The following is a 23,167-nucleotide window of genomic DNA, read 5'->3' as shown; positions in this document are numbered from 1 at the left end:
TGGCGGAGTACAATGCCCGCCGCCGAGCAATAAATAGACAAATTGGAGTGGACCCATGGTATTCAGCATGACGGCCTTCGCCCGCAGCGAACTCAGCACCGATCAGGGGAATCTGGCCTGGGAGTTGCGTTCGGTGAATCATCGCTACCTGGAATCCACCCTGCGCCTGCCCGACGCCTTTCGCGATCTGGAAGGCCCGCTGCGCGAACGCCTGCGCAAACACATCGCCCGCGGCAAAGTGGAATGCACCCTGCGCTTCAACCCGGCCACAGACGCCGCACCCGACCTGAGCCTCAACCAGCCCCTGCTTGATCAACTGATCGAGGCTGCCGGGCGCATCGGCAAGCAACTGGACAATCCGGCGCCCATCAACCCGCTGGAACTGCTGTCCTGGCCAGGCGTGCTCGGTGGCGAGGGCCGTGACCAGGTAGACCTCAAGGCGCAGGCCGACCAGTTGTTCAATCAGGCGCTGGAAGAACTCAAAGCGCACCGCGCCCGCGAAGGCGCCGAACTGCGCGAGCTGATCGAAAGCCGCCTCGACAGCATGGCCGAACGGGTCATTACCCTACGCGAGATGATGCCCACCCTACTCGCCGCCCACCGCCAGAAGCTGATCGATCGCTTCAATGAAGCCAAGCTGGAATTGGACAGCACCCGCATCGAACAGGAGCTGGTGATACTGGCGCAGAAGATCGACGTCGCCGAAGAGCTCGACCGCATCGACACCCACATCAACGAAACCCGCCATGTACTCGACAGCAAGGCCGCCATCGGCCGCCGCCTGGACTTCCTGATGCAGGAATTCAACCGCGAAGCCAACACCCTGGGCTCCAAGGCCATCGACGCCCGCAGCACCCAGGCAGCGGTGGATCTGAAGGTGTATATCGAGCAGATGAGAGAGCAGGTTCAGAATATCGAGTGAGCCAAGCGGCCTGACCTGATGCCCTCGAAAAGGGTGATATCACTAGATACATCCTGGTAATGACCCCGCAACACCAGGCCAGGCCGACGTTTGCTCCGATCACCCCCTTCCCTTTCCTGAAACTTCTCCAGGCCAGCTCCCTTCCTTATAGCCACCTGCCTTGACACCTCCCCGGCATCAATCGTAGCGTGAAGCTGACAGCTGTCAGGAAAGCAAGATGAGCTCTTCTCTCCGGCTAAACCTGTACCCCCTCCCATTGCCGGCGGAACCATATCTGAATGAGTCGATTCCCATCGGCCCCGAACCAAAGCCGTGCTACCGATATCCCAAGGAGAACTGCACGTGAATAATGACAATAACCGTGATGACCTCAATAACCTCGCCATATCAGAGAAGGCCAAGCCGCTGCTTGAAGCTGTAATCAAGCATGTGCGCGAGAACGTGGATCCGATACTGGAAGAATACGATCGGCTGGGCGAAGGTCGGGCAGATCGTTTCAGTTATGTGCCGGGACAGTTGGAGTTGATCGAAGGTGCCAAGGCCAAGGCAAAGGCCGCCGGGCTCTGGAATTTCTTTCTGCCTAATGCGGAAACCGGTGAAGGGCTATCCAACCTCGACTATGCCTATATCGCGTTCGAGCTGGGTAAGAACCCTCTGGCTTCCCAGACGTTGAACTGCTCTGCGCCCGATACCGGCAATATGGAAGTCCTGGAGCGGGTCGGGACCCCGGAGCAAAAGGAAAAATGGCTGAAGCCGCTACTGGCTGGCGAGATCCGTTCCTGCTTTGCGATGACCGAGCCGGATGTAGCATCGTCCGATGCGCGCAATATTGGCACCACCGCTGTATTAGAGGGCGATGAGTGGGTCATCAATGGCGACAAGTACTATATTTCCGGGGCAGGCGATCCGCGCTGCAAGATAATGATCTGCATGGTCAAGACCAGCCCAGACGCAGAGGCGTTCCGGCAACAGTCGCAGATCCTGGTGCCCATGGATACCCCTGGCGTCCAGATACTGGGGCCTATGAACGTGTTCGGCCATGACGACGCTCCCCACGGCCATATGCACATCAAACTAGACAATGTCAGGGTGCCCAAAGAGAACATTCTGTGGGGTGAGGGCCGGGGTTTCGAGATATCTCAGGTCCGCCTGGGGCCAGGTCGCATCCACCACTGCATGCGCTCCATCGGTGCCGCCGAAAAGGCGCTGGACCTGACTCTGGAACGCGGTATCTCGCGCGAGGCTTTCGGCAAACGCATTATCGATCTCGGCAAGAACATGGAGACCGTTTCCCGGGCCAGAATCGAGATCGAGGCGATGCGTCTTATGGTCCTGAAGGCAGCAAAAGCCATGGATGTGCTGGGCAACAAAGAAGCCCGTATCTGGGTCTCCATGGCCAAGGCGATGGTCCCGGAGAAATGCTGCAAGATCATCGACGAGGCCATTCAGATTCACGGCGCAACAGGCGTTAGCCAGTGGTCACCACTGACCGAAATGTATATGAAGCAGCGCACCCTGCGGCTGGCCGATGGACCAGACGAGGTGCATCATAATGTTGTTGCACGGGCTGAGGTGAAACGCGTCGAAAATCTCGGCTAATTCCGAGAAGAATCGGAGCGGCCGCCGATCAGCCAGATAGCACACCGCCTGTTGCGAGCACGCCGGACAGGCGGACAAGGCTCGCTTCAGCGGCCAATCCATTTCGACAAACAAATCAAATAACAGGATTATCAACCATGGATATAAGAGGTCGTATTGTCGTCGTTACCGGCGCGGCTGGTGGTATTGGCCGGGCCCTGGCTCTGCGTTTCCACGAGGCCGGAGCCAAGCGCATCATTTGTGCAGATATTGATGGTGCGGGGGCAGCCGCTACCGCCGAAGCCGTTGACGGCATAGCCCGGCAGGTCAACGTCGCCTCCGAGCAGGAGATAAAGGCACTGATTGATGACGTCGAGACGCAGGAAGGTCCTATCGACCTGTTCTGCTCCAACGCCGGCATTCTGCTGCGGGGCGGTCCGGAAGTTCCCGACGATGATTGGCAGCGTATTTGGGACATCAACGTCATGTCCCATATCTATGCCGCACGACATCTCGCGCCCCGCATGAAAGCACGCGGCGGCGGTTATTTGCTCAATACGGCTTCCGCCGCGGGCCTGCTTTCGCAGGTCGGCTCCGCTCCCTACGCAGTAACCAAGCATGCCGCGGTTGGTTTCGCCGAATGGCTGGCGCTCACCTATGGTGACGATGGGATCAAGGTCTCTGTGCTGTGCCCCCAGGCTGTGCGAACCGCAATGACCCAAGGTAAAGAAGACAGCGTTGCCAGCATCGACGGCCTGCTCGAGCCTGAACCGGTGGCAGAAGCCTGCCTCAAGGCAATCGAAGAAGAGACCTTCCTGATCCTGCCCCACCCAGAGGTACTTGGTTACATGCGTAACAAGGTGGAGAACTACGACCGCTGGATTGGCGGAATGCGTAAACTCAACCGCCGTTACGCTCCGTCGAAAGACTAACGGACAGCGCGCCCGTCAAAAACGGGTAGCGCGGCATTAGCGGCCATTTCTCCAAAGTTGTGGGCAAAGTCTGTGCCGAACGTCGCTGGCACATGCCCAACATGACGGATAAACTGACAGGCATCAGGATTGTCATTATTGCCTGTCAGTCCCCCACCGCTGCAGCGCAATACTGATACGTATCAGAACCTTTCCGTAATGGATTAAATAATGTCCGATAATAAAAACAGTTCGGGGTCAGCGGAACATGCTCCGGATCCGCTGTTCGAAGCCAGACTCGTAGGTATTCAGGACTCATCCCTTGCCGAACAACGTCGGGACCAGATATGCGACGCGGCGCTTGAACTCTTTTTGCAGAAGGGATTTGCCTCAACAACGATCCGTGATATTTGCGCGCTCTCGGGCGTCAACCAGGCGAGCATCTATGACTACATCGCCAACAAGAACGACATCCTTCGGCGCCTACTGAACAAGCTCTGGTTTCGGTCCGGGGTGCCCAATCTGCATGAACTACTGAAACAGGACCCCGAGGCCTCGCTGGAGGACTGCCTGCGCCTGTATCTGCGTGAATCCTGGACGACAAAACGCAAGGGTACGATACTCGCTTACCGTGCGGTTCCTCATTTGCAGAAGGACGACCGCGCTGCCATGCGCGCCCGTGACCAACTCGTGATTCAGGAAATGGCGATGGAGCTGCGGGAACGAGCGGATCTTGCGGAGAATGACCCAAGAGCCGACATCATTGCCAACCTGATCATGTACCTTGCCGGCTTCGGTCCCCTGCGCGACTGGTTGCATCAGGACATTGACGACGACGTCATCGTTGACACGATTGCGGCAGGTGTCACTGCCATGATCGAAAAACTCTCCGAACACCAGCGCTAGCCAAGCCCCTCCTACCGGTTCAGCCAGCGTAAGCTGGCCGCAATCCGGAGCCATCAAGAATCTCTGCCTCCGGATTGCCTGGCCAGATACGCCGGTCAGGCCAGACTCGGGCTCAGCCGATTCTGGCGCCAAATGATCGCTACCAGCAGGGCCGATGCCAGGCCGCCGACAATAGTCGTTATCACTCCCGGGAAGCTGAAGACAAAGCCGGCGACAATCAGCGGCAACCGCTGCCACGGTTTCACCAGACCCGCACCCAGCAAGTAACCCTCAAGACCACCAGAAATCAGCATGATACCGGCGATGATTGATGGCAGAACGTACAACAACGGCGTCAGGTCTCCCTGCAGTACCAGCGCAGGCTGGAACAGGAAGAACAACGGGATAAAGTAGATAACCACTCCGAGACGCATGGCTGTGAACGAGGTTTTCATCGGCTTCGCCCCAGCCATGGTGCCAGCCAGGAACGCCGCAGCGCCGACAGGCGGTGTGATCACCGACAGCATTGCGTAGTACACGATGAAGAAATGCACGGCGATGGTATTCAGCCCGCCAACTTCAATGATCGCTGGAGCCAGTGTCACCGCCAGGAAGATATAGGCGACGATGGCGAGGCCGGCCATGCCCATGATGAAACAGGCCGCGATACCGAAGAGAATGACCAGGAAAACGTTATCGCCACCGAGCCCCACCAGACCGGAGGTCAGTGACCCGGTCACGCCCGTAATGGTCAAGGCACTGACGACAAAGGCAATGGGCAAGATGATCGCGGCAGTCTGGGTGATCAATACGCCAATCTGCCGTATCGCACTGTATAGCCGCTTTGGCGTCAGGCGTGTCTCTTTACGCAGGAAGGACAGGCCAATCATCAGGATGCAGGCATACCAGGGCGTATAGTATTCCCACCGCATATACAGCAGACCCCAGATGAGGAATACCATCACCAACAGGAACGGCCACCCGCGCAGCAGAACCTTGCGCGCCGACGGAATGTCCTCTTTGGCCATGCCCTTCATACCGGTGCGGGCGGCGTAGGCATCCACCTGCAAGATCAGGCCGAAGTAGAAGAGCAGCGACGGCAGGATCGCAGCAATCATGATGACCGCGTAATCCACCCCAATGGTGATCGCCATGACGAAGGCGATCGCCCCCATGACTGGCGGCATTACCACGCCACCGGTCGATGCGCAGGCTTCAATCGCTCCAGCGTAATGCGCGGGATATCCGGCCTTCTTCATCGTCGGAATGGTGATCGAGCCCGTCCCGGCGATATTGGAGAAAATAGAACCGGAGAGACTTCCCATGAAAGCACTGGCGACCACAGCCACTTTGGCGGGACCGCCGCGATAACGCCCGAAACTGGCGTTGGCCAGGTCAATAAAGAAGTCGCCCGCGCCCGTGGCCAGCAGGATACCGGCGAACACCAGAAACCCCAGGATAATCTCAGCGACAATCTTGGTGGTGATGCCCATCATGCCTTCGGTGCGGAAGATATGGGCCTCTATCATGTGCTCGAACTGATAGGGGATGCCCATGAACAAGCCTGGGAAATAATCCGCAATCAGGGGATACAGCCCAATGAGCACGACCACCAGCAGGAAAGGCACTCCGCCGCTGCGCCGGGCAAGCTCCATCATCAGCAACCAGACCACAATGCCCATGTACAGGTTGCTCCACCCTGCCTGAGCCATATCCCAGGCATTGGCGGCAAAGTAGAAGCTCACGCCCACTACCAGCACGGCCGCGATCAAATCATAGAATGGCACCTTGTACTGGCCGGATTTCCCGGGCAGCGCTATAAACGCCGCCGCTGCGAAGAGGCCGATAAAGATCCAGTAGTATTCTCCTTCGAGCAACCGATGATCGGCAAATGTGAGCCCGAAAATATAGGCAATACCCGCTAGCAGCCCACAGACACAGAGTGTGACAAAAACGATACTCTGCCACGAGTTCGCGTCGCCAAGCCGAGTTACCTCAGAACTATGCTCAACACTTTCAGGAGCGACGGCATCAGACTTCATGAGTTTTCTTCCGAAGATAAGGGAATTTTGTGAGGCGTGGCCCGGCCACGCCCTGCTGCTTAGAGGCGGGTGCGGAAATGCTCCAGCCCTTTCGTATGCTCGTTCATGATTGCCATGAACTCTTCGTTGTTATGACTCGCCGGGATCCGACGCTCCCTTGCTTCATCCAGCGCCGCCTGGCGTGCCTTGTTCCAGAGATCCATCTTCTCGATTGCGGCCTGATTCCACTGGTCGTCTTCGGCGGTCCAGGCGCCAACTTCTTTCAGGTAGCGGATGGTGCCTTCATGAACCGGCAGCGGTGAGCGATCCAGGTATTCCCGGAAAACGGCCAGATCCATACGAGAGGATAAAGGGTGCGTGTTCTTGTACTTGTCAAAGGACTGATGGAGCCACTTGGCCATGTTGTAAGCAAACTCTTCATCAGCATCCGCCGGAACGGCATACAGGAAGTTGGACGCCAGACCATCGACACCTCTCGCCGTTGAAACCCCCAGATTGATGGTGGTAGGCACAACCATCGTACGGTGCTCCAGGAACCGGTCCCACGCTTCCTTGTTGTCCTTGTCCATCGGCAGCCAGCGAATTCCTCCGGGGGCGCCTTCCATTTCCGAGAGAATGGAACTGGTGGGCGCGCAATAAGCGACGTCAGCCCGGCCTTCCACAACAGAGCGGCAGCTCTGGGCGTAGCTGCTCGCAGACACGTAGGAGAATCTCTCAGATACCTCTTCATCCGTCATGTCCAGGTAGGCAGGGAGTGCTTTCGTTACAGCGACTACCATGGGAGGCGAGAATTCGCCCTGCGCGACGGAGATCTTGCCTTTTTTCAGATCATCCATGGTATGCAGGTTAGAGCTACCCGCAACGACAAAACCCCACGGCGTATCGTTATGGTGCCAGATCACGCGCTGGGCCACCGGCTTCATGCTGGCATAGCTTCCAATGCCTTCGATTTGAAAGCGCATTTCCGCAGATGATACCGAACTGATGCTCAGATCCCTGCGATCGGTCAACCGCCGGTAGCGCTGGGCTTCGTTGTCCACCGGGACGATACGGACGTTCGAGCCAGTCTCTTTCTGAAAAACCGGGCCCCAGCCATTGGTCGAGGCAAAGCTACCGCTGGAGGTACCGGATGTGCCTATCGCCAGCAGGCGCGGCATTTTGTATTCCGCCGCATTTGCCAGACTGACACTGCTTATTGCCAGGACGGCTGCGATCGATATGCCTGAGCTCAGGATACCTTTGAGAAACGTGGTTTTCATGTGGATCTTCTCCGGTTTTATTATTTTCACGACCCAGGGGGTAGCGTATGGAACAGACCGTCCTTGGCGGGCCTCCGGCCCCACTTTCAATCTGGCTGACACTTGTCAGGCTAAGATCGAAAGGGCATCAGGTCAAGCAAAGCTTGTGCTCTTTCGGTCATCGGGTAATCGTGGCGTAGCCCTAGATCAGGCCTTGCTCCGCCGCCACTGTGGCCATCTGTTCACGCAGGGATTTCTTCAGTATTTTGCCCACACCGCTGCGAGGTAGCGCCTCAACGAAAACGATGCCGCACGGCGTTTTATATTTCGCCAAGTGCTCGCGGCAGTAGTCCAGCAATTCGGCTTCGGTCACCATCGCACCCGGGACAGGTACAACCACGGCGATCACCTCCTCACCCATGCGTTCCGACGGCACGCCCACCACCGCTACTTCCGCCACGCTTGGATGAGCAATAATCAGCTCCTCCAGATCGCGGGGATAAATATTGAAGCCGCCCCGCAGAATCAGATCCTTCTTGCGGTCGACGATATAGAGATAGCCGTCTTTATCAAGGCGTCCAACATCGCCGGTATGGAGCCAGCCGTTCTGAATCGCAGCTCTGGTTGCCGCCTCGTTCTGATAGTACCCAGGTGTGATGTTTTCGCCGCGCACCAGTAATTCGCCGATCTCTCCCACGGGCAGTGGCTGCCCGGCCTCATCAGCAATACGTAGCTCGACGCCCGGGAAAGCGCGCCCCACCGATCCAGGTTTGAGGGGCTCACCGGTACGATGTGCAGACACTGTCGGAGCGGCCTCGGACAAGCCGTAACCCTCGTACACATCGACACCAAACCGCTGTTTAACCGCGGCTATCAAGGCTACTGGCATGGGAGCGGAGCCGGACCCCAGTATCTCCAGACTCGAAAGGTCGTAGTTATCCGTGGCAGGATCGGCTATCAGCGCCTGAATCATGGCCGGTACGGCGCTGAAGCGGCGGACCCGGTGTTCCTGAATCGCCTGACAGGCTTCGGCGACACTGAACTTCGCCAGCACGACAATCGTTCCCCCTCGCAGAAACAACGTATTGGCCGTGGTAAAGCCATAGATATGCGCCAAGGGCAGTACACCCAGGGTAACGCCAGCCGGCTCGCCGGACTGTTCAGCCAGAGCCGCCGCCGCAGCGGCATTGCTGTAGAGGTTACGGTGGGTAAGCATGACGCCTTTGGGCTGGCCTGTTGTGCCGGAGGTAAACAGAATCACCGCCGTATCGTCCGGTTGCAGGTCGGGCTTCCGGGCCAGCTCTGGCGCCAGTTCCACCAGCGTCTGAAGGTCCATAGTCCGCTCACTCACCAAGCCGGCATTCGCCGCATCCAGCCCAGCAACCAGCAATAGCGGCGGCACTGCAAGGCCCTCTACCGCTTGCTGCACATTGGGCAGCGCCGAGGCACTGGTAATGATCGCGCAAGCCTCGGACGCGCTCGCGATAAATCTGATTTCCTTGGGGTGGAGCACGTGCATCACCGGCAGCACAATCGCACCGGCGCGCATGACTGCCTGGTAGGCAATGAAAACCTCTGGCGAGTTCGCCATGCAGACAATGACCCGATCACCGGGCCTGACGCCCTGCGCCTGGAGCCCCGCCGCCATGCGATTAGCCGTGTCCAGAAGATAGCGATTACTCAAGGCCTGGCCATTGAAATACAGGAGCGGATATTCGCCAAAGCGCTTCAGGTTGTGTTCAGGCAGGTCAGTCAGAATCATCGTGAAGCCCTCAGACCGCTACAGCGACCAGTATTGTTGTTGTCGACTTATCTATTCACTCCACGTCATGTCAGGCTATGTTCAGCCTCAGTACAAGGAGAATCCATAATCCTGATAACGATAACTAAGAAAAAGCAAAGTGGCCGAGAGGGCAGCGTTCCGCCAACTCAAGCTTGGCTAGAACAACTGCCCAGACAGCATGTACTCCTGCGCTGACGCCATAGGCGTCCGCTGCTATCATGTGCAGCTCATCCATCCCGCACCGAAGATGTCACCTTGGCTCTCTCCGCTTCCCGCTTGAACGTCTACCGTCAGCCGGGCTTCATGCCCTTCGTCATCGCCCGCCTGCTGGCGGTATTCGCCATGCAGATCCAGGCCATTGTGGTCGCTTGGCAGATCTATGAGATTACCGGTGACCCGTTGTCGCTGGCCTGGGTCGGGCTGGCGCAGTTTTTGCCGATGCTGTTTCTGCTGATGCCAGCGGGCGACCTGATCGATCGCTACAGCCGCAAACTGATTCTCGCTCTCTCTTGGGCTGGCGCGGCGGGCTGCAGTGGCATCCTGCTGTGGCTGACCGCACGTGGCGAGCATGAGCCGGGCTGGTTCTATGGTGCGCTGGTACTGTACGGCTGCTCGCGGGCGTTCATCGGGCCGGCCCTACAAAGCCTGTTGCCGCAAATCGTGCCGCGGGATCAGTTGGCCCAGGCGATCGCCGCCAACAGCACCATCATGCGTACCGCGACCATCCTCGGTCCGGTGTTGGGGGGCGTGCTCTACGCCGTCGGCGGCGGTGAGCTGACCTATGCGATCTGCCTGGTGTGCTTTGCCGGCGGGTTGTTGCTGCTCAGCCGCGTACCGGTGCTCTATGCCGAAGCCATGCAGATTACCGAAACCTCCGGCTGGCAGCGCTTTACCGCCGGGCTGCATTTCATTCGCACCCGGCCGATCATTCTCGGCACCATTTCCCTGGATCTGTTCGCCGTGCTGCTGGGCGGTGTGGTCGCTCTGCTGCCGATCTATGCCAGCGATGTGTTGCACGTCGGCCCCGAGGGCCTGGGTATTCTGCGCAGCGCCATGGCCGTGGGTGAAATCTGCGTGGGCCTGTACCTGAGCGCCAGGCCATTCAACAGCAATGTCGGGCGCACCATGTTCATCGCCGTGGCGATCTTCGGTGTGGCCAATCTGGTGTTCGCGCTGTCGACGCTGTTCTGGCTGTCCTTCGTTGCGCTGCTGATAGCCGGTGCCGCGGACATGGTCAGCGTGTATATCCGCTCGGCGCTGATCCAGTTCTCCACGCCCGATGCCATGCGTGGCCGGGTCAATGCGGTCAACATGTTGTTTATCGGCTCGTCCAACGAACTGGGCAATTTCCGCGCCGGCACCAGCGCGGCCTGGTTCGGCGCGGTACCGGCCGCCTTGATCGGTGCCTTCTGCACCCTGGGCGTGGTGGCCGGCTGGGCCGCGGCATTCCGCACGCTGCGCCAGGTCGATCGCTTCGAGGATGCCTCGCCCGAGAGCCGGACCGCACGTAGCTGATATTCATGGCCGGCATTAGTCGGCCGCACCTGGCCGGTCGCACCTAACCGGCCGTACCTCGCCGGCCACACCGAAATGACGGCGCCGGCCAATGCCTTTATAATCCCGCCACTTCGTCGATCCCGTCAGGAACCTGCCATGAGCCAAGCCACCGGTACTCTTTATATCGTTTCCGCCCCGTCCGGTGCGGGCAAGACCAGCCTGGTCAAGGCCTTGATCGAGCAGATCGACAGTCTGCGGGTGTCGGTATCCCATACCACCCGGGCGATGCGCCCTGGCGAAGTGGATGGCGTGAATTATCACTTCACCCGCCGCGAACGCTTCCTCGAACAGGTGGGCCAGGGTGATTTTCTCGAACATGCGGAAGTCTTCGGCAATCTGTACGGCACCTCCCAGAGCACGGTGGAACAGACTCTGGCCGAAGGTCATGATCTGATTCTGGAAATCGACTGGCAGGGTGCCCAGCAGGTGCGACGGGCGCTACCCCAGGCCCGCTCGATCTTCATCCTGCCGCCAAGCAACTCCGCCCTGCAGGATCGCCTGAGCAATCGCGGGCAGGATAGCGACGACGTGATCGCCGGACGCATGGCGCAGGCGGTGGAAGAAATGAGTCATTACGTGGAATATGACTTCATTGTCATCAACGATGACTTCCATACCGCCCTGGATGACCTCAAAGCAATCCTGCGCAGCGGACGTCTGACCCTCGCCCACCAGCAGGATCTGCACCGGCACCTTCTTACCGGCCTGTTGTCAGACTGACTGGTTAACCGGTAAACTGTTCGGTCCCGCGTTTTTACCAAGCGCTTCCCGATTTTCTTTTTTCTGCCGTTCGGAGTACACCATGGCCCGCGTCACTGTTGAAGACTGCCTGGAAAATGTAGACAACCGCTTTGAGCTGGTCATGCTGGCCACCAAGCGTTCGCGTCAGATCGCTACTGGCGGCAAGGAACCCAAGGTTGCCTGGGAAAATGACAAGCCCACCGTCGTGGCTTTGCGTGAAATCGCCGAAGGCCTGATCACCGACGCGATCATGGCCGAAGAAGCTCTGCGTGAACAGCAGGAGCCGCTGTACTCGCTGGAAACCGAACTGCCGGAGTAAGCGGTTGCGATGGCCATGCGACCTCGTTCAAACTGCTCTGACAGCAGGGTGCAGGAGAGTTGCATGTCCGGTATAGAAGTCTTTGCCGATCGGCTGGATGACTACCTCGAACCCGATCAGGTCAACCTGGTACGCCGCGCCTATTTCTATGCGGAGCAGGCCCATGACGGCCAGACCCGCCGCAGCGGCGAGCCCTACGTCACCCATCCGCTGGCGGTAGCCAACATCCTTGCTGATATGCACATGGACCATCAGAGCCTGATGGCCGCCATGCTGCATGATGTGATCGAGGATACCGGCATCCCCAAGGAAGCCCTCACCGCGCAGTTCGGTGATACCGTGGCGGAGCTGGTCGACGGCGTCAGCAAGCTGACCCAGATGACCTTCGAGACCAAGGCCGAGGCCCAGGCTGAGAACTTCCAGAAAATGGCCCTGGCCATGGCCCGCGATATCCGGGTCATTCTGGTCAAGCTCGCTGACCGCCTGCACAACATGCGCACCCTCGGCGCCCTGAAGCCGGAAAAACGCCGCCGCATCGCCCGGGAAACCCTGGAAATCTACGCGCCCATCGCCAACCGCCTGGGCATGCACAGTCTCAGCACCGAGTTCGAGGACCTGGGCTTCAGCGCCATGTATCCGATGCGCTCGCGGATGATCGCCCAGGCCGTGCGTGACGCCCGTGGCAACCGCAAGGAGCTGCTGAACAAGATCCTCGACTCCCTGGAAGCCTGTCTCGAGCGCGAGGGGCTGCAGGGCAAGGTGCTGGGCCGCGAGAAGCATCTGTACGGTATTTACCAGAAGATGCGCGAGAAGCGTAAGGCGTTCAACGAGATCATGGATGTCTACGCCTTCCGGATCATCGTCGACAAGGCCGATACCTGCTATCGCGTGCTGGGCGCCGTGCACAGCCTGTACAAGCCCTTCCCTGGCCGCTTCAAGGACTACATCGCGATTCCCAAAGCCAACGGCTATCAGTCTCTGCATACCACCCTGTTCGGTATGCATGGTGTACCGATCGAGATCCAGATCCGCACCGAAGAGATGGAAGAGCTGGCCAATAACGGTATCGCCGCACACTGGGTGTACAAGTCGAAGGACGAGGTGATCAACGGCAACCATGCGCGCACCCGTCAGTGGCTCAAAGGTGTGCTTGAACTGCAGCAACGCGCGGGTAATTCGCTGGAGTTCATCGAGAACGTCAAGATCGACCTGTTCCCCGATGAGGTCTATATCTTCACGCCCAAGGGCCGGATCATGGAGCTGCCCAAGGGCTCCACACCGGTCGACTTCGCCTACGCCGTGCATACCGATGTGGGCAACAGCTGTATCGCCTGCCGTATCAATCGCCGCCTGGCGCCGCTGTCCGAGCCACTGGAAAGCGGCCAGACCGTGGAAATCATCACCGCCCCAGGCGCCCGGCCCAACCCGGCGTGGTTGAACTTCGTGATCACCGGCAAGGCGCGCAGCAATATCCGTCATGTGCTCAAACACCAGCGCCACTCCGAATCCATTGCGCTGGGCGAGCGGCTGCTGGACAAGGTGCTGGCGAGCTTCGACACCAGCCTGGAGCAGATTCCCGAGCGGCAGATCAAGCGCGTGCTGGCTGACTGCCGCATGGAGACGCTGGAAGATCTGCTGGCGGACATCGGGCTGGGCAATCGCATGGCCTATGTGACTGCACGCCGCCTGCTGGCAGGCGATACCGCGGCCGAGGCCGAGGCAACGCGCAGCGACGCCGTTATCCAGCAACCCCGCAGCGAAGAGAAACCCCTGGCCATTCGCGGCACCGAAGGGCTGGTGGTCAGTTTTGCGCGTTGCTGTAATCCCATTCCGGGCGATCCCATTGTCGGCTTCCTCACTACCGGCAAGGGCATGGTCATTCACCAGGAAAACTGCAAGAACCTGGCGGAACACCACGACAATAATGAAAAGATTCTGCAACTGACCTGGGATAAGAATGTCAGTGGCGAATTCACCGTGGAGCTGCGCGTGGAACTGGAGCATCAGCGCGGCATTATTGCCCAGCTCGCTACCAGCATCACCGTAGCCGATGCGAGTATCGACAAAATCAGCGTGGACGAACGCGATGGTCGCATCAGCGTGGTGCAACTGGTGCTGCGCGTGCGCGGCCGGCTGCACCTTTCCCAATTGATCAAGCGGATCCGTGCGCTGCAAGGCGTGCTACGGATTACCCGCCTTAAAAACTGAATCCAGATGGAGACCTTCATGAACAAGCAAGTCATCACCAGCGAACACGCTCCCGCCGCCATCGGCACCTACTCCCAGGCCATCAAGGTCGGCAACACCGTTTACCTGTCCGGTCAGATCCCGCTGGACCCGCAAACCATGGAAGTGGTTGAAGGCTTCGAGGCCCAGGTCTGCCGCGTGTTCGACAACCTGGCGCTGGTAGCTGAAGCGGCTGGCGGCAAGCTGCAGGACATCGTCAAGCTGAACATCTACCTGACCGACCTGGCCAACTTCGGTACCGTCAACGAAATCATGGGCCGCTACTTCGAACAGCCCTATCCGGCCCGCGCGGCCATCGGCATCGCTGCGCTGCCCAAGGGCGTGCCGGTAGAGATGGACGGTATCCTGGTCGTCGGCTAAGCGATCGCTGTGGTGTCCCGTGGAGCTCCTACCGGGCCCGCCCCACAGGTACACCCATAGCTGGACGTTTGCCGCTGAGGTTACTCGAGCATGCTCGAGTAACCCTCCCGGTAGCTGGGATACACCGGCTCCCACCCCATCTCCCGCGCCAGCGCATTACTGCAGCGCTTGCTGCCAACCCGATTGGCCGTGGGCCCTTCGGCCAGCAGTTCCACACCCACCTGCTCTGCCAGCCACTGCGCCACGTCGTGCAAGGGCGCCGGCTCATCGTCTACGCCCAGATAGCAGGGCGCCAGCAACTCGCCCTGGTCAGCAGCCAGTAACAGGCATTCCAATAACGTAGCGGCATCATCCCGATGGATGCGATTGGTGTATTGCACCGGGGTTTCCGGCACATGCAATCCGCTACGCACCTGTTCGATCAGTCGCGTGCGCCCCGGCCCGTAGATACCAGCCAGACGCACCACCGATGCCGGGACGCCGCTGCGCAGCGCCACGTCCTCGGCCTGGATCAACAAGGGTGCGGTTGCTGACTGGGCCAGCGCCGGGCTGTTCTCGGTTACCCATTCACCCTCGCTCTGGGCATAGACCGCCGTACTGGACACCTGCAGCAGGTGACGCAGCTTATGCCGACTGTCCTTCAGCCAGCCCAGAACGTGCTGCAGCCCATCGATATAGAGCTGCTGGTACAGTTCGGGATCGCGCCGCCCGGCGGCCGGGCAGTAAACCACATAGTCGACCCGCTCCGGCCAGTCAGCCGGCTTCTGCGGCTGGGTCAGATCAGCAGCGATCCGGCCAATATCCCCGGGTAAAGCCGAGGGGTCGCGGCGCAGTCCACTGACCTGCCAACCGCGCTGCAACAGACGCTCGGCGAGCGCCGTTCCCACATCACCGCAGCCGGCAATAACTACATGTTTCATGCTGATTGTTTTCCTCTATCGATCAACCCGCTATGCTTGCTGAAAATCTCCGCGAGCAGTATACGACATGACCCTGACCGAACTCCGTTACATCGTCACTCTGGCCCAGGAACAGCATTTCGGCCATGCCGCCGAGCGCTGCCATGTTTCCCAGCCGACGCTCAGTGTCGGCGTCAAGAAACTGGAGGAAGAGCTGGGCATCATGCTCTTCGAACGCACCAAGAGTGCCGTACGGGTTACCCCCGTGGGTGAGAAGATCGTCGCCCAGGCCCAGCGGGTACTGGAAGAGGCAATGGCCATCCGCGAACTGGCCAGCGCCGGCAAGAATCAGCTGTCGGCCCCGCTCAAGGTCGGCGCCATCTACACCATCGGGCCGTATCTTTTCCCGCACCTGATTCCACAGCTGCACCGGGTGGCCCCGGAAATGCCGTTGTACATCGAGGAGAACTACACCCACATCCTGCGCGACAAGCTGCGCAATGGGGAGCTCGACGCGATCATCATCGCGTTGCCATTCAGCGAGCCGGATATTCTGACCAAGCCGCTGTATGACGAACCCTTCAGCCTGTTGATCCCGGCCGATCACGCCTGGGCCAAGCGCGACTACGTGTCGCTGGATGACCTGGATGATGATCGCCTGCTGCTGCTCGGCGAAGGTCACTGCTTCCGTGATCAGGTCCTGGAAGCCTGCCCCACCACCCGCCGCAGCGATGAACAGCTCAAGCACACCACCATCGAATCCAGCTCCCTGGAAACCATCCGCCACATGGTTGCCTCGGGCATGGGCATGACGGTGCTGCCGATGTCGGCCGCCGATGATCGTTATTACAGCTCCGATCTACTGCTGACCAAACCATTCAGTTCGCCGGTCCCCTTCCGCACCGTGGCGATTGCCTGGCGCGCCAGCTTCCCACGCCCACGGGCAGTGGAAATCCTCAGCGACTCGATTCGCCTGTGCTCGGTTGGCGACCCCGCCGATAAGCGCCGGGCTTGATGACACCATGACGTTGCAGCTGGAACGCACACCGCTGACGGTGTTCAAGGGTATCGGCCCGGCGCTGGCGGACAAGCTGGACCGTCTCGGTCTGAGCAGCGTGCAGGATGTGCTGTTTCATCTGCCGCTGCGCTATCAGGACCGCACCCGCATCACGCCAATCGGTGCTCTGCGCCCAGGCATGGACGCGGTCATTGAAGGTGTCGTGCTGGGGGCAGAGGTGGTGATGGGGCGACGTCGCAGCCTGTTGTGCCGCATCCAGGATGGCAGCGGCACCTTGAGCCTGCGTTTCTATTATTTTTCCGCCGCACTGAAGTCCAACCTGCAGCGCGGCAGCCGCTGGCGCTGCTACGGTGAGGTGCGCCCCGGCGCCTCCGGGCTGGAGATCTACCATCCGGAAATGCAAAACCTGGACAGCCAGCAGGCAGCGCCGGTGGCCACCACCCTGACGCCTATCTACCCGGCGACCGAAGGCCTGTCGCAGCAGCGTTTGCGCAGCCTCACTGATGCTGCTCTCGCCTGGCTGGATCAAGGCAACAGCCTGCCTGACTTGCTGGCCCCCGAACTCACCGAGCAGTATCAGCTGCCGCCCCTGCGCGAGGCCATCCACACGCTGCACCGACCGCCGCCCGATGTCGACTTGCAGGCGCTGGAAGATGGTCGCCATTGGGCCCAGCATCGGCTGGCCTTCGAGGAGCTGCTGGCCCACCAGTTGACCATGCTCAAGCTGCGCGCCGAGGTGCGTGCCCATCGGGCACCGGTAATGCAGGCCCCCGGCGAACTGGCGCAGACCTTCATCAGCCAGTTGGGCTTTCCGCTGACTGGCGCCCAGCAGCGAGTAGCGGAGGAAGTCCGCGCCGACCTGCGCCAACCCCAGCCCATGCTGCGCCTGGTCCAGGGCGATGTGGGTGCCGGCAAGACCGTCGTCGCGGCGCTGGCGGCACTGCAGGCGCTGGAAGCCGGTTGGCAGGTGGCCCTGATGGCGCCAACCGAGATCCTTGCCGAGCAGCATTTCAACAACTTCCAACGCTGGTTCGCGCCGCTGGGCATTTCCGTCGCCTGGATGGCCGGCAAGCTCAAGGGCAAGGCCCGCAGCAATCAGCTGCAGATGATCGCGACGGGTGATGCTGCCATGGTGGTCGGCACCCATGCGCTGTTCCAGGCCGAAGTGCAGTTTCACAACCTGGGGCTGGCGATCATCGACGAGCAACACCGCTTTGGTGTGCAACAGCGGCTGGCCCTGCGTGACAAGGGCGCGGCTGGACGCTTCTCCCCGCATCAGCTGATCATGACCGCCACGCCCATCCCGCGCACCCTGGCGATGAGCGCCTATGCTGATCTGGATACCTCGATTCTCGATGAGTTGCCGCCGGGGCGCACCCCGATCAATACCGTGCTGGTGTCCGACAGCCGACGCGATGCGGTGGTCGAACGGGTGCGCGCCGGTTGCGCCGAGGGCCGCCAGGCCTATTGGGTCTGCACGTTGATCGAGGAGTCCGAGCAGCTCCAGGCCCAGGCCGCCGAAGTGACGTGGCAAGCGTTGTGCGAACAATTGCCGGACCTGTCGATCGGCCTCATTCATGGGCGTATGAAGGCAACGGAGAAGGCCGAGATCATGCAGGCGTTCAAGGATGGCGACCTGCACCTGCTGGTCGCCACCACCGTAATCGAGGTCGGCGTGGATGTGCCCAATGCCAGCCTGATGATCATTGAAAACCCCGAGCGCCTCGGCTTGGCGCAACTGCACCAGCTGCGCGGCCGGGTCGGCCGCGGCAACACTGCCAGTCACTGCGTCCTGCTGTATCACGCCCCGCTGTCGGCACTGGGCCGCGAGCGCCTGGGGATCATGCGGGAAAGCTCGGATGGCTTTGTCATCGCCGAAAAGGACCTGGAACTGCGCGGCCCCGGCGAAGTGCTCGGCACACGCCAGACCGGCCTGGTGCAGTTCCGCGTCGCTGATCTGGTCCGCGATGCCGATCTGCTCCCACAGATACAGGAAGCCGCAGCGGTCTTTACCCGGCAGCATCCCCAGCGGGTCGATCTGGTTATTGATCGCTGGCTGGCTGATGCACAACAGTTCGCTCAAGTGTGACGCCTAGGGCCCCAGCTTGCGGTGCTACGTGGACACCCCCTAAGATCACTTCAATCAAGCCATTCCGATTGTCCAGACAAGGAACTTTCTGATGACCGATCACGCAGCCATGCCGTCAGCCAGCGCCAGCTTGCCCGACCTGCTGGAAAAGCAGCTGCAGCGACAGCAGATTACCTACCGGCTGCGGCCTCAGGGGGCAGCCGGCCCGCTGGCCCAGCAGATTCGGGTGTGCCTGCTCAGCGACGCCGATGGCATGTTGTTGACGCTGTTTCCCGCTGACCATCTGCTGGACCTGCGGGAACTGACACGGGTGACCGGTCGGGAACTGCAGCCGGTGCGCGATCAGCAGCTGCAGGCGCTCCTGCAACGCTACCAGCTGGCGCAGTTGCCGGGCTTGCCGGTGTTGGTGGATTCACCCTGCCTCATCGAGCAACAGCTGCTGGCCCACGCCCAGGTATGGATGCCCAGCGGCCTGTCCGGTTGGTGTCTGGAGCTTGAGCAGAGCGCATTGGCCAGCCTGGCGGCAAACGCCACGGCCGCCGCCTTCGCCGTCCCGCTGAGCACCATCGAATGTACCGCTGAAGATGCCGAACAGGACCGGCACGACATCAACCTGGCGGTGAAGAACTTCACCGCCCTGCGCATGCGCCAGCGTCTGGAAGAAACCATCGAGATTCCGCCGCTGCCCAATACCGCCCAGCAGATCATGAAACTGCGGGTGAACCCCGATGCCACCGTCGAACAGCTCACCGATGTGGTGGAAACCGACCCCAGCCTGGCTGCCCAGGTGGTCAGTTGGGCCTCCTCCTCATTCTATGCCGCACCGGGCAAGATTCGCTCGGTGGAAGATGCCATCACCCGTGTGCTGGGCTTTGACCTGGTGATCAATCTTGCGGTGGGCCTGTCCCTGGGCAAGACGTTCAGCCTACCCAAGGATGCGCCCGAGTGCAGCACGCCCTACTGGGAACAAGCCATCTATACCGCCGCGGCGATCGAAGGGCTGGCCAGGGCGATGCCGCGTGAACATCGCCCCGAGCTGGGCCTGAATTATCTGGCCGGGCTGCTGCATAACTTCGGTTATCTGCTGCTGGCTTATATCTTCCCGCCCTACTTCAATCTGATCTGCCGCCACGTGGAAGCCAACCCGCATGTGCCGGCCCACCTGGTGGACCAGCATCTGCTCGGCGTCAACCGGGATCAGATCGGTAGCTGGCTGATGCGCTACTGGGACATGCCGGCGGAAATTTCCAGCGCCATCCGCCATCAGCATGATCCGCATTACGCCGGTGAGCATTATCAATACGCCAACCTGGTTTATCTCAGCCTGGCGCTGCTGCGTGAGCGGGAACTGGGTGGCGGGCCGGAGATGGTCATCCCCGAACTGCTGCTGGAGCGTCTGGAGCTGACCCGTGAACAAGCGGACAAGGCGGTGGACAAGGTACTGGACGCGCGCGATGCGCTACGCAAGCTGGTGAATGAGTACCAGCTGGGCTGGAATCGCTGAAAGATCGCTGAATCAGCTACCAGGGGCTATACAGCCCCCGGCCTTTCCGTTCAGTTGACGGAATCTTTCAATCCCTTGCCGGGCTTGAAGGACACGGTGTTGCTGGCCTTGATCTGAACAGGCTCACCGGTTTGCGGGTTTTTGCCGGTCCGGGCACCACGATGCCGCTGCAAGAAGGTCCCAAACCCGACGAGGGTAACCGTATCCTTGCGGCTCAGGGCCTGGGTGATTTCATCGAGAATCGCGTTGAGCGCGCGGTTTGCCTGGTCCTTGCTCAGGTCAGCCTTGTCGGCAATAGCCGCTGCGAGTTCCGGTTTACGCATATAGAGCCTCACTATGTGTTGTTTTTGTTTTTCGCTGCCTGCTGCAACGATGCTTGGCGACCGCCCCGCCGCTCCTGGCTCAAGGCTGTCAAAGCCTGCCCAGCATGGCACGACTCGGGCGCCTGCGCCAGCCAGAAACCGGGCTGACAGAGAGAGTTATCGCTGATTTACCGGAAAAAGGCAAAACTGTCTCATTGCCATAACGGTCAACCGATAGCGATCATCTCGAAGTCTTCCTTGCCAACTCCGCAATCCGGGCATTGCCAATCAGCCGGTACGTCTTCCCAGCGAGTCCCTGGCGCGATGCCGTCATCCGGCCATCCTTCCGCCTCGTCATAGATGAACCCACATACGATGCATTGCCATTTTTTCATCAATGATTCCTGAATAGTGCGCTGTAAAATCGGCTTCCGAGACTACCGCAAAGCGCTGACGCCGGCCAACCGCTGCGCCAGGGCGGGTGAATAACCGCCAAGTCATGATACCCTCTGCACCAGACACCCGCAGCGACAGTGAGATCCGTGAGTATTCCCGACTGGCAACTGGTAACCGATCATTCCGATATTCCCGACAGCGTTTTGCTCGATTGGCTCCGCGACACGGGGTCACTGACCCGGCGGCTGATGGCGGCCGGCAATGATGATTTCCGGGTCGAAGTACTGGCCGAGCAGCAGCAACCGGCGCGCGCAGATGAAGCCGCGGCGCTCGGATTGGCTGAGGCCCATCCGGTATGGGTCCGCGAAGTCCTGCTGCACACGGCGGGAGCGCCCCGGGTATTTGCCCGCACGGTAGCGGATTTGCAGGCTTTCAACGCTGCCGGCGTGCACCTGGAAAACCTGGGCAGCCGCAGCCTCGGCGAGCTGTTGTTCAATGATCCGCGGATCCGCCGCGAGCCGATCGAGATCAGCCGCTACCCGGCCCGCTGGTTGCCAGCGGATCGGCAGCAGCCTGGTTGCTGGGCTCGGCGCTCGTTGTTCGCCAGCGAGCGACTGCAGCTGTTGGTATGCGAGGTTTTTCTCCCCGGCTGGCCTCCGGCCGCCTGAGTCCATCACCGTTTCGGAGACTATTGTGTCTGGCCTGTTGATCAAACCCCTGTCGCGCCTCCATCCTCGCGCCATCGACTTCATCCAGCTCATGCGGCTGGATCGCCCCATCGGTATCTACCTGCTGCTGTGGCCCACGCTATGTGCACTGTGGCTGGCCGCAGGCGGCGTTCCGGATCTGCTGTTGCTGGCAGTGTTTGTCACCGGTGTGGTGTTGATGCGGGCAGCCGGCTGCGCCATCAACGACTTCGCCGACCGCAAGGTCGACGGCCATGTCACCCGCACCCGCAACCGGCCTCTGGCCACCGGCAAGGTCAGCCCCCGGGAAACCTTGCTGGTCTTCGCCGTTCTGGTAGCGCTGAGTGCCTCTTTGCTGCTGTTCACCAATCTGCTGACCTTCAAATTGTCACTGGTGGCACTGGCACTGGCGACCGTTTACCCCTTTTGCAAACGCTTCACCTTCTATCCCCAGGTGGTGCTGGGCGCCGCCTACTCCATGGCCATCCCCATGGCCTTCGCTGCACAGACCGGCGAACTGCCGGTGGCGCTGTGGCTGCTCTACATCGCCAATCTGCTGTGGACTGTGGCTTATGACACCGAGTACGCCATGTGTGACCGCCCCGATGATCTGGTCATCGGCGTCAAATCCACCGCCATCGTATTCGGCGAAGCCGACAAGTTGATCATCGCGCTGCTGCAGGGGCTGACATTGCTGTGCCTGCTGCTGGTCGGCAGCCGCTTTGAGTTGGGCGCCTTTTACTACCTGGGGTTGGTAGCCATGTTGTTGAGCTTCGGCTGGCAACACTGGTTGATTCGCGACCGCGAACCACAGGCGTGCCTGGCCGCATTCCTGTCCAATCACTGGAGCGGACTGCTGGTATTTGCCGGCCTGGTGCTGGATTACCGCCTGGGTTAAATGGTCAGCGGTCACACAACTGCAATATTCTTGTTATCTAATCGGTGTATGTCAGACACTGCAACTGGACGGAGTACCATGGCAGACAAGACCATACTGATCGTAGACGACGAAGCCCCTATCCGGGAAATGATTGCCGTTGCGCTGGAGATGGCCGGATACCGCTGCCTTGAAGCAGAGAATACGCAACAGGCCCATGCTGCCATCATAGATGCCAAACCGGACCTGATCCTGCTGGACTGGATGCTACCGGGCACGACCGGCATCGAGCTGGCAAGACGCCTCAAGCGCGACGAGTTGACCAGCGACATTCCCATTATCATGCTCACCGCCAAGGGTGAGGAAGACAACAAGATCCAGGGGCTGGAAGTGGGTGCTGATGATTACATCACCAAGCCGTTCTCACCCCGGGAGCTGGTTGCCCGCCTCAAGGCTGTACTACGCCGCGCCGGTCCGGTGGACGAGGAAGCCCCCATCGAAGTGAATGGTCTGCACCTGGACCCGATTAGCCATCGCGTCACCATTGACGGCGCACCAGCGGAAATCGGCCCGACCGAGTACCGGCTGCTGCAGTTCTTCATGACCCACCAGGAACGCGCCTATACCCGCGGCCAGTTGCTGGATCAGGTCTGGGGCGGCAATGTCTATGTCGAAGAGCGTACCGTGGATGTGCATATCCGTCGTCTGCGCAAGGCTCTGGGTTCCGCCTATGAAGGTTTGGTGCAGACTGTGCGCGGCACGGGTTACCGTTTTTCCACCAAGGGCTGAGGCGCTGCATTGCGGCAGTGTCTA

At 60.2% G+C, this 23,167-nt stretch carries 21 protein-coding genes; 15 read left to right on the top strand and 6 right to left on the bottom strand.

Annotated features, from left to right (window positions below):
* The first annotated feature begins 55 nt into the window (after nt 1–55).
* The 4 genes from DHB74_RS12045 to DHB74_RS12030 all read left to right on the top strand — a co-directional run bounded on the left by DHB74_RS12045 (nt 56) and on the right by DHB74_RS12030 (nt 4,317).
* A complete protein-coding gene (locus DHB74_RS12045; protein WP_280164901.1) occupies nt 56–922 on the top strand; it encodes a YicC/YloC family endoribonuclease in 867 nt (288 codons plus the stop codon).
* Between the two features lie 342 nt (nt 923–1,264).
* The gene (locus DHB74_RS12040; protein WP_036991804.1) at nt 1,265–2,521 is read left to right on the top strand and encodes an acyl-CoA dehydrogenase family protein; all 1,257 of its coding nucleotides are present in this window, start codon (nt 1,265–1,267) and stop codon (nt 2,519–2,521) included.
* Nucleotides 2,522–2,658: 137 nt separating this feature from the next.
* Complete coding sequence (locus DHB74_RS12035; RefSeq protein ID WP_074778861.1) at nt 2,659–3,432, top strand: SDR family oxidoreductase; 774 nt, start codon at nt 2,659–2,661, stop codon at nt 3,430–3,432.
* Nucleotides 3,433–3,642: 210 nt separating this feature from the next.
* Complete coding sequence (locus DHB74_RS12030; protein ID WP_036991801.1) at nt 3,643–4,317, top strand: TetR/AcrR family transcriptional regulator; 675 nt, start codon at nt 3,643–3,645, stop codon at nt 4,315–4,317.
* Between the two features lie 95 nt (nt 4,318–4,412).
* Here the strand turns inward: DHB74_RS12030 and DHB74_RS12025 are convergent, their stop codons facing one another.
* The 3 genes from DHB74_RS12025 to DHB74_RS12015 form a co-directional block, all read right to left on the bottom strand.
* Nucleotides 4,413–6,338: a TRAP transporter permease gene (locus tag DHB74_RS12025; RefSeq protein ID WP_499161573.1), complete on the bottom strand. Its 1,926-nt coding sequence runs from the start codon at nt 6,336–6,338 to the stop codon at nt 4,413–4,415.
* 59 nt (nt 6,339–6,397) lie between these two features.
* Nucleotides 6,398–7,597, bottom strand: coding sequence for a TAXI family TRAP transporter solute-binding subunit (locus DHB74_RS12020; protein WP_499161572.1), 1,200 nt, complete (start codon nt 7,595–7,597; stop codon nt 6,398–6,400).
* Nucleotides 7,598–7,778: 181 nt separating this feature from the next.
* Nucleotides 7,779–9,338 (bottom strand): class I adenylate-forming enzyme family protein, encoded by a 1,560-nt coding sequence (locus tag DHB74_RS12015; RefSeq protein WP_499161571.1) that lies wholly within the window; start codon nt 9,336–9,338, stop codon nt 7,779–7,781.
* Nucleotides 9,339–9,614: 276 nt separating this feature from the next.
* Here DHB74_RS12015 and DHB74_RS12010 point away from each other — a divergent pair, with 276 nt between their 5' ends.
* The 5 genes from DHB74_RS12010 (at nt 9,615) to DHB74_RS11990 (ending at nt 14,583) form a co-directional block, all read left to right on the top strand.
* Entirely contained in the window at nt 9,615–10,874 is a 1,260-nt protein-coding gene (locus DHB74_RS12010) for an MFS transporter (RefSeq protein ID WP_280164904.1), read from the top strand.
* A 138-nt stretch (nt 10,875–11,012) separates the two neighbouring features.
* Nucleotides 11,013–11,636, top strand: a complete 624-nt coding sequence (gene gmk / locus DHB74_RS12005) for a guanylate kinase (protein WP_499161570.1) — start codon at nt 11,013–11,015, stop codon at nt 11,634–11,636.
* 82 nt (nt 11,637–11,718) lie between these two features.
* The gene (rpoZ, locus tag DHB74_RS12000; RefSeq protein ID WP_036991788.1) at nt 11,719–11,976 is read left to right on the top strand and encodes a DNA-directed RNA polymerase subunit omega; all 258 of its coding nucleotides are present in this window, start codon (nt 11,719–11,721) and stop codon (nt 11,974–11,976) included.
* Nucleotides 11,977–12,039: 63 nt separating this feature from the next.
* On the top strand, nt 12,040–14,184 hold the full coding sequence (gene spoT / locus DHB74_RS11995; protein WP_036991786.1) for a bifunctional GTP diphosphokinase/guanosine-3',5'-bis pyrophosphate 3'-pyrophosphohydrolase: 2,145 nt from the start codon (nt 12,040–12,042) through the stop codon (nt 14,182–14,184).
* An 18-nt stretch (nt 14,185–14,202) separates the two neighbouring features.
* Nucleotides 14,203–14,583: a RidA family protein gene (locus tag DHB74_RS11990; RefSeq protein WP_036992108.1), complete on the top strand. Its 381-nt coding sequence runs from the start codon at nt 14,203–14,205 to the stop codon at nt 14,581–14,583.
* Nucleotides 14,584–14,663: 80 nt separating this feature from the next.
* Here the strand turns inward: DHB74_RS11990 and DHB74_RS11985 are convergent, their stop codons facing one another.
* On the bottom strand, nt 14,664–15,503 hold the full coding sequence (locus DHB74_RS11985; protein WP_036991785.1) for an SDR family oxidoreductase: 840 nt from the start codon (nt 15,501–15,503) through the stop codon (nt 14,664–14,666).
* Nucleotides 15,504–15,570: 67 nt separating this feature from the next.
* Here DHB74_RS11985 and DHB74_RS11980 point away from each other — a divergent pair, with 67 nt between their 5' ends.
* From DHB74_RS11980 to DHB74_RS11970, 3 genes are all read left to right on the top strand, one after another.
* The gene (locus DHB74_RS11980; RefSeq protein ID WP_036991782.1) at nt 15,571–16,497 is read left to right on the top strand and encodes a hydrogen peroxide-inducible genes activator; all 927 of its coding nucleotides are present in this window, start codon (nt 15,571–15,573) and stop codon (nt 16,495–16,497) included.
* A gap of 7 nt (nt 16,498–16,504) precedes the next feature.
* Complete coding sequence (gene recG / locus DHB74_RS11975; RefSeq protein ID WP_499161569.1) at nt 16,505–18,589, top strand: ATP-dependent DNA helicase RecG; 2,085 nt, start codon at nt 16,505–16,507, stop codon at nt 18,587–18,589.
* Between the two features lie 91 nt (nt 18,590–18,680).
* The gene (locus DHB74_RS11970) at nt 18,681–20,093 is read left to right on the top strand and encodes an aminoacyl-tRNA deacylase and HDOD domain-containing protein (RefSeq protein ID WP_499161568.1); all 1,413 of its coding nucleotides are present in this window, start codon (nt 18,681–18,683) and stop codon (nt 20,091–20,093) included.
* A gap of 50 nt (nt 20,094–20,143) precedes the next feature.
* Here DHB74_RS11970 and DHB74_RS11965 read toward each other — a convergent pair whose 3' ends face one another.
* Together DHB74_RS11965 and DHB74_RS11960 are read right to left on the bottom strand one after the other, a co-directional pair.
* Nucleotides 20,144–20,416 carry an HU family DNA-binding protein gene (locus DHB74_RS11965; RefSeq protein WP_036991779.1) on the bottom strand — a complete coding sequence of 91 codons (273 nt, stop codon included), beginning with the start codon at nt 20,414–20,416 and terminating at the stop codon, nt 20,144–20,146.
* Nucleotides 20,417–20,622: 206 nt separating this feature from the next.
* On the bottom strand, nt 20,623–20,790 hold the full coding sequence (locus DHB74_RS11960) for a rubredoxin (protein WP_036991777.1): 168 nt from the start codon (nt 20,788–20,790) through the stop codon (nt 20,623–20,625).
* Nucleotides 20,791–20,937: 147 nt separating this feature from the next.
* Between DHB74_RS11960 and DHB74_RS11955 the strand changes: the two genes are divergently transcribed.
* From DHB74_RS11955 to phoB, 3 genes are all read left to right on the top strand, one after another.
* Entirely contained in the window at nt 20,938–21,459 is a 522-nt protein-coding gene (locus DHB74_RS11955; protein ID WP_499161567.1) for a chorismate--pyruvate lyase family protein, read from the top strand.
* A gap of 25 nt (nt 21,460–21,484) precedes the next feature.
* Nucleotides 21,485–22,375 carry a 4-hydroxybenzoate octaprenyltransferase gene (ubiA, locus tag DHB74_RS11950; RefSeq protein WP_499161566.1) on the top strand — a complete coding sequence of 297 codons (891 nt, stop codon included), beginning with the start codon at nt 21,485–21,487 and terminating at the stop codon, nt 22,373–22,375.
* A gap of 78 nt (nt 22,376–22,453) precedes the next feature.
* Complete coding sequence (gene phoB / locus DHB74_RS11945; protein ID WP_036991775.1) at nt 22,454–23,143, top strand: phosphate regulon transcriptional regulator PhoB; 690 nt, start codon at nt 22,454–22,456, stop codon at nt 23,141–23,143.
* The last annotated feature ends 24 nt before the right edge of the window (nt 23,144–23,167 follow it).

Source organism: Pseudomonas sp. G11-1, from assembly GCF_024031555.1.
Classification (GTDB): Bacteria; Pseudomonadota; Gammaproteobacteria; order Pseudomonadales; family Pseudomonadaceae; genus Halopseudomonas; species Halopseudomonas bauzanensis.
This window is presented reverse-complemented; position numbering and strand designations above follow the sequence as displayed.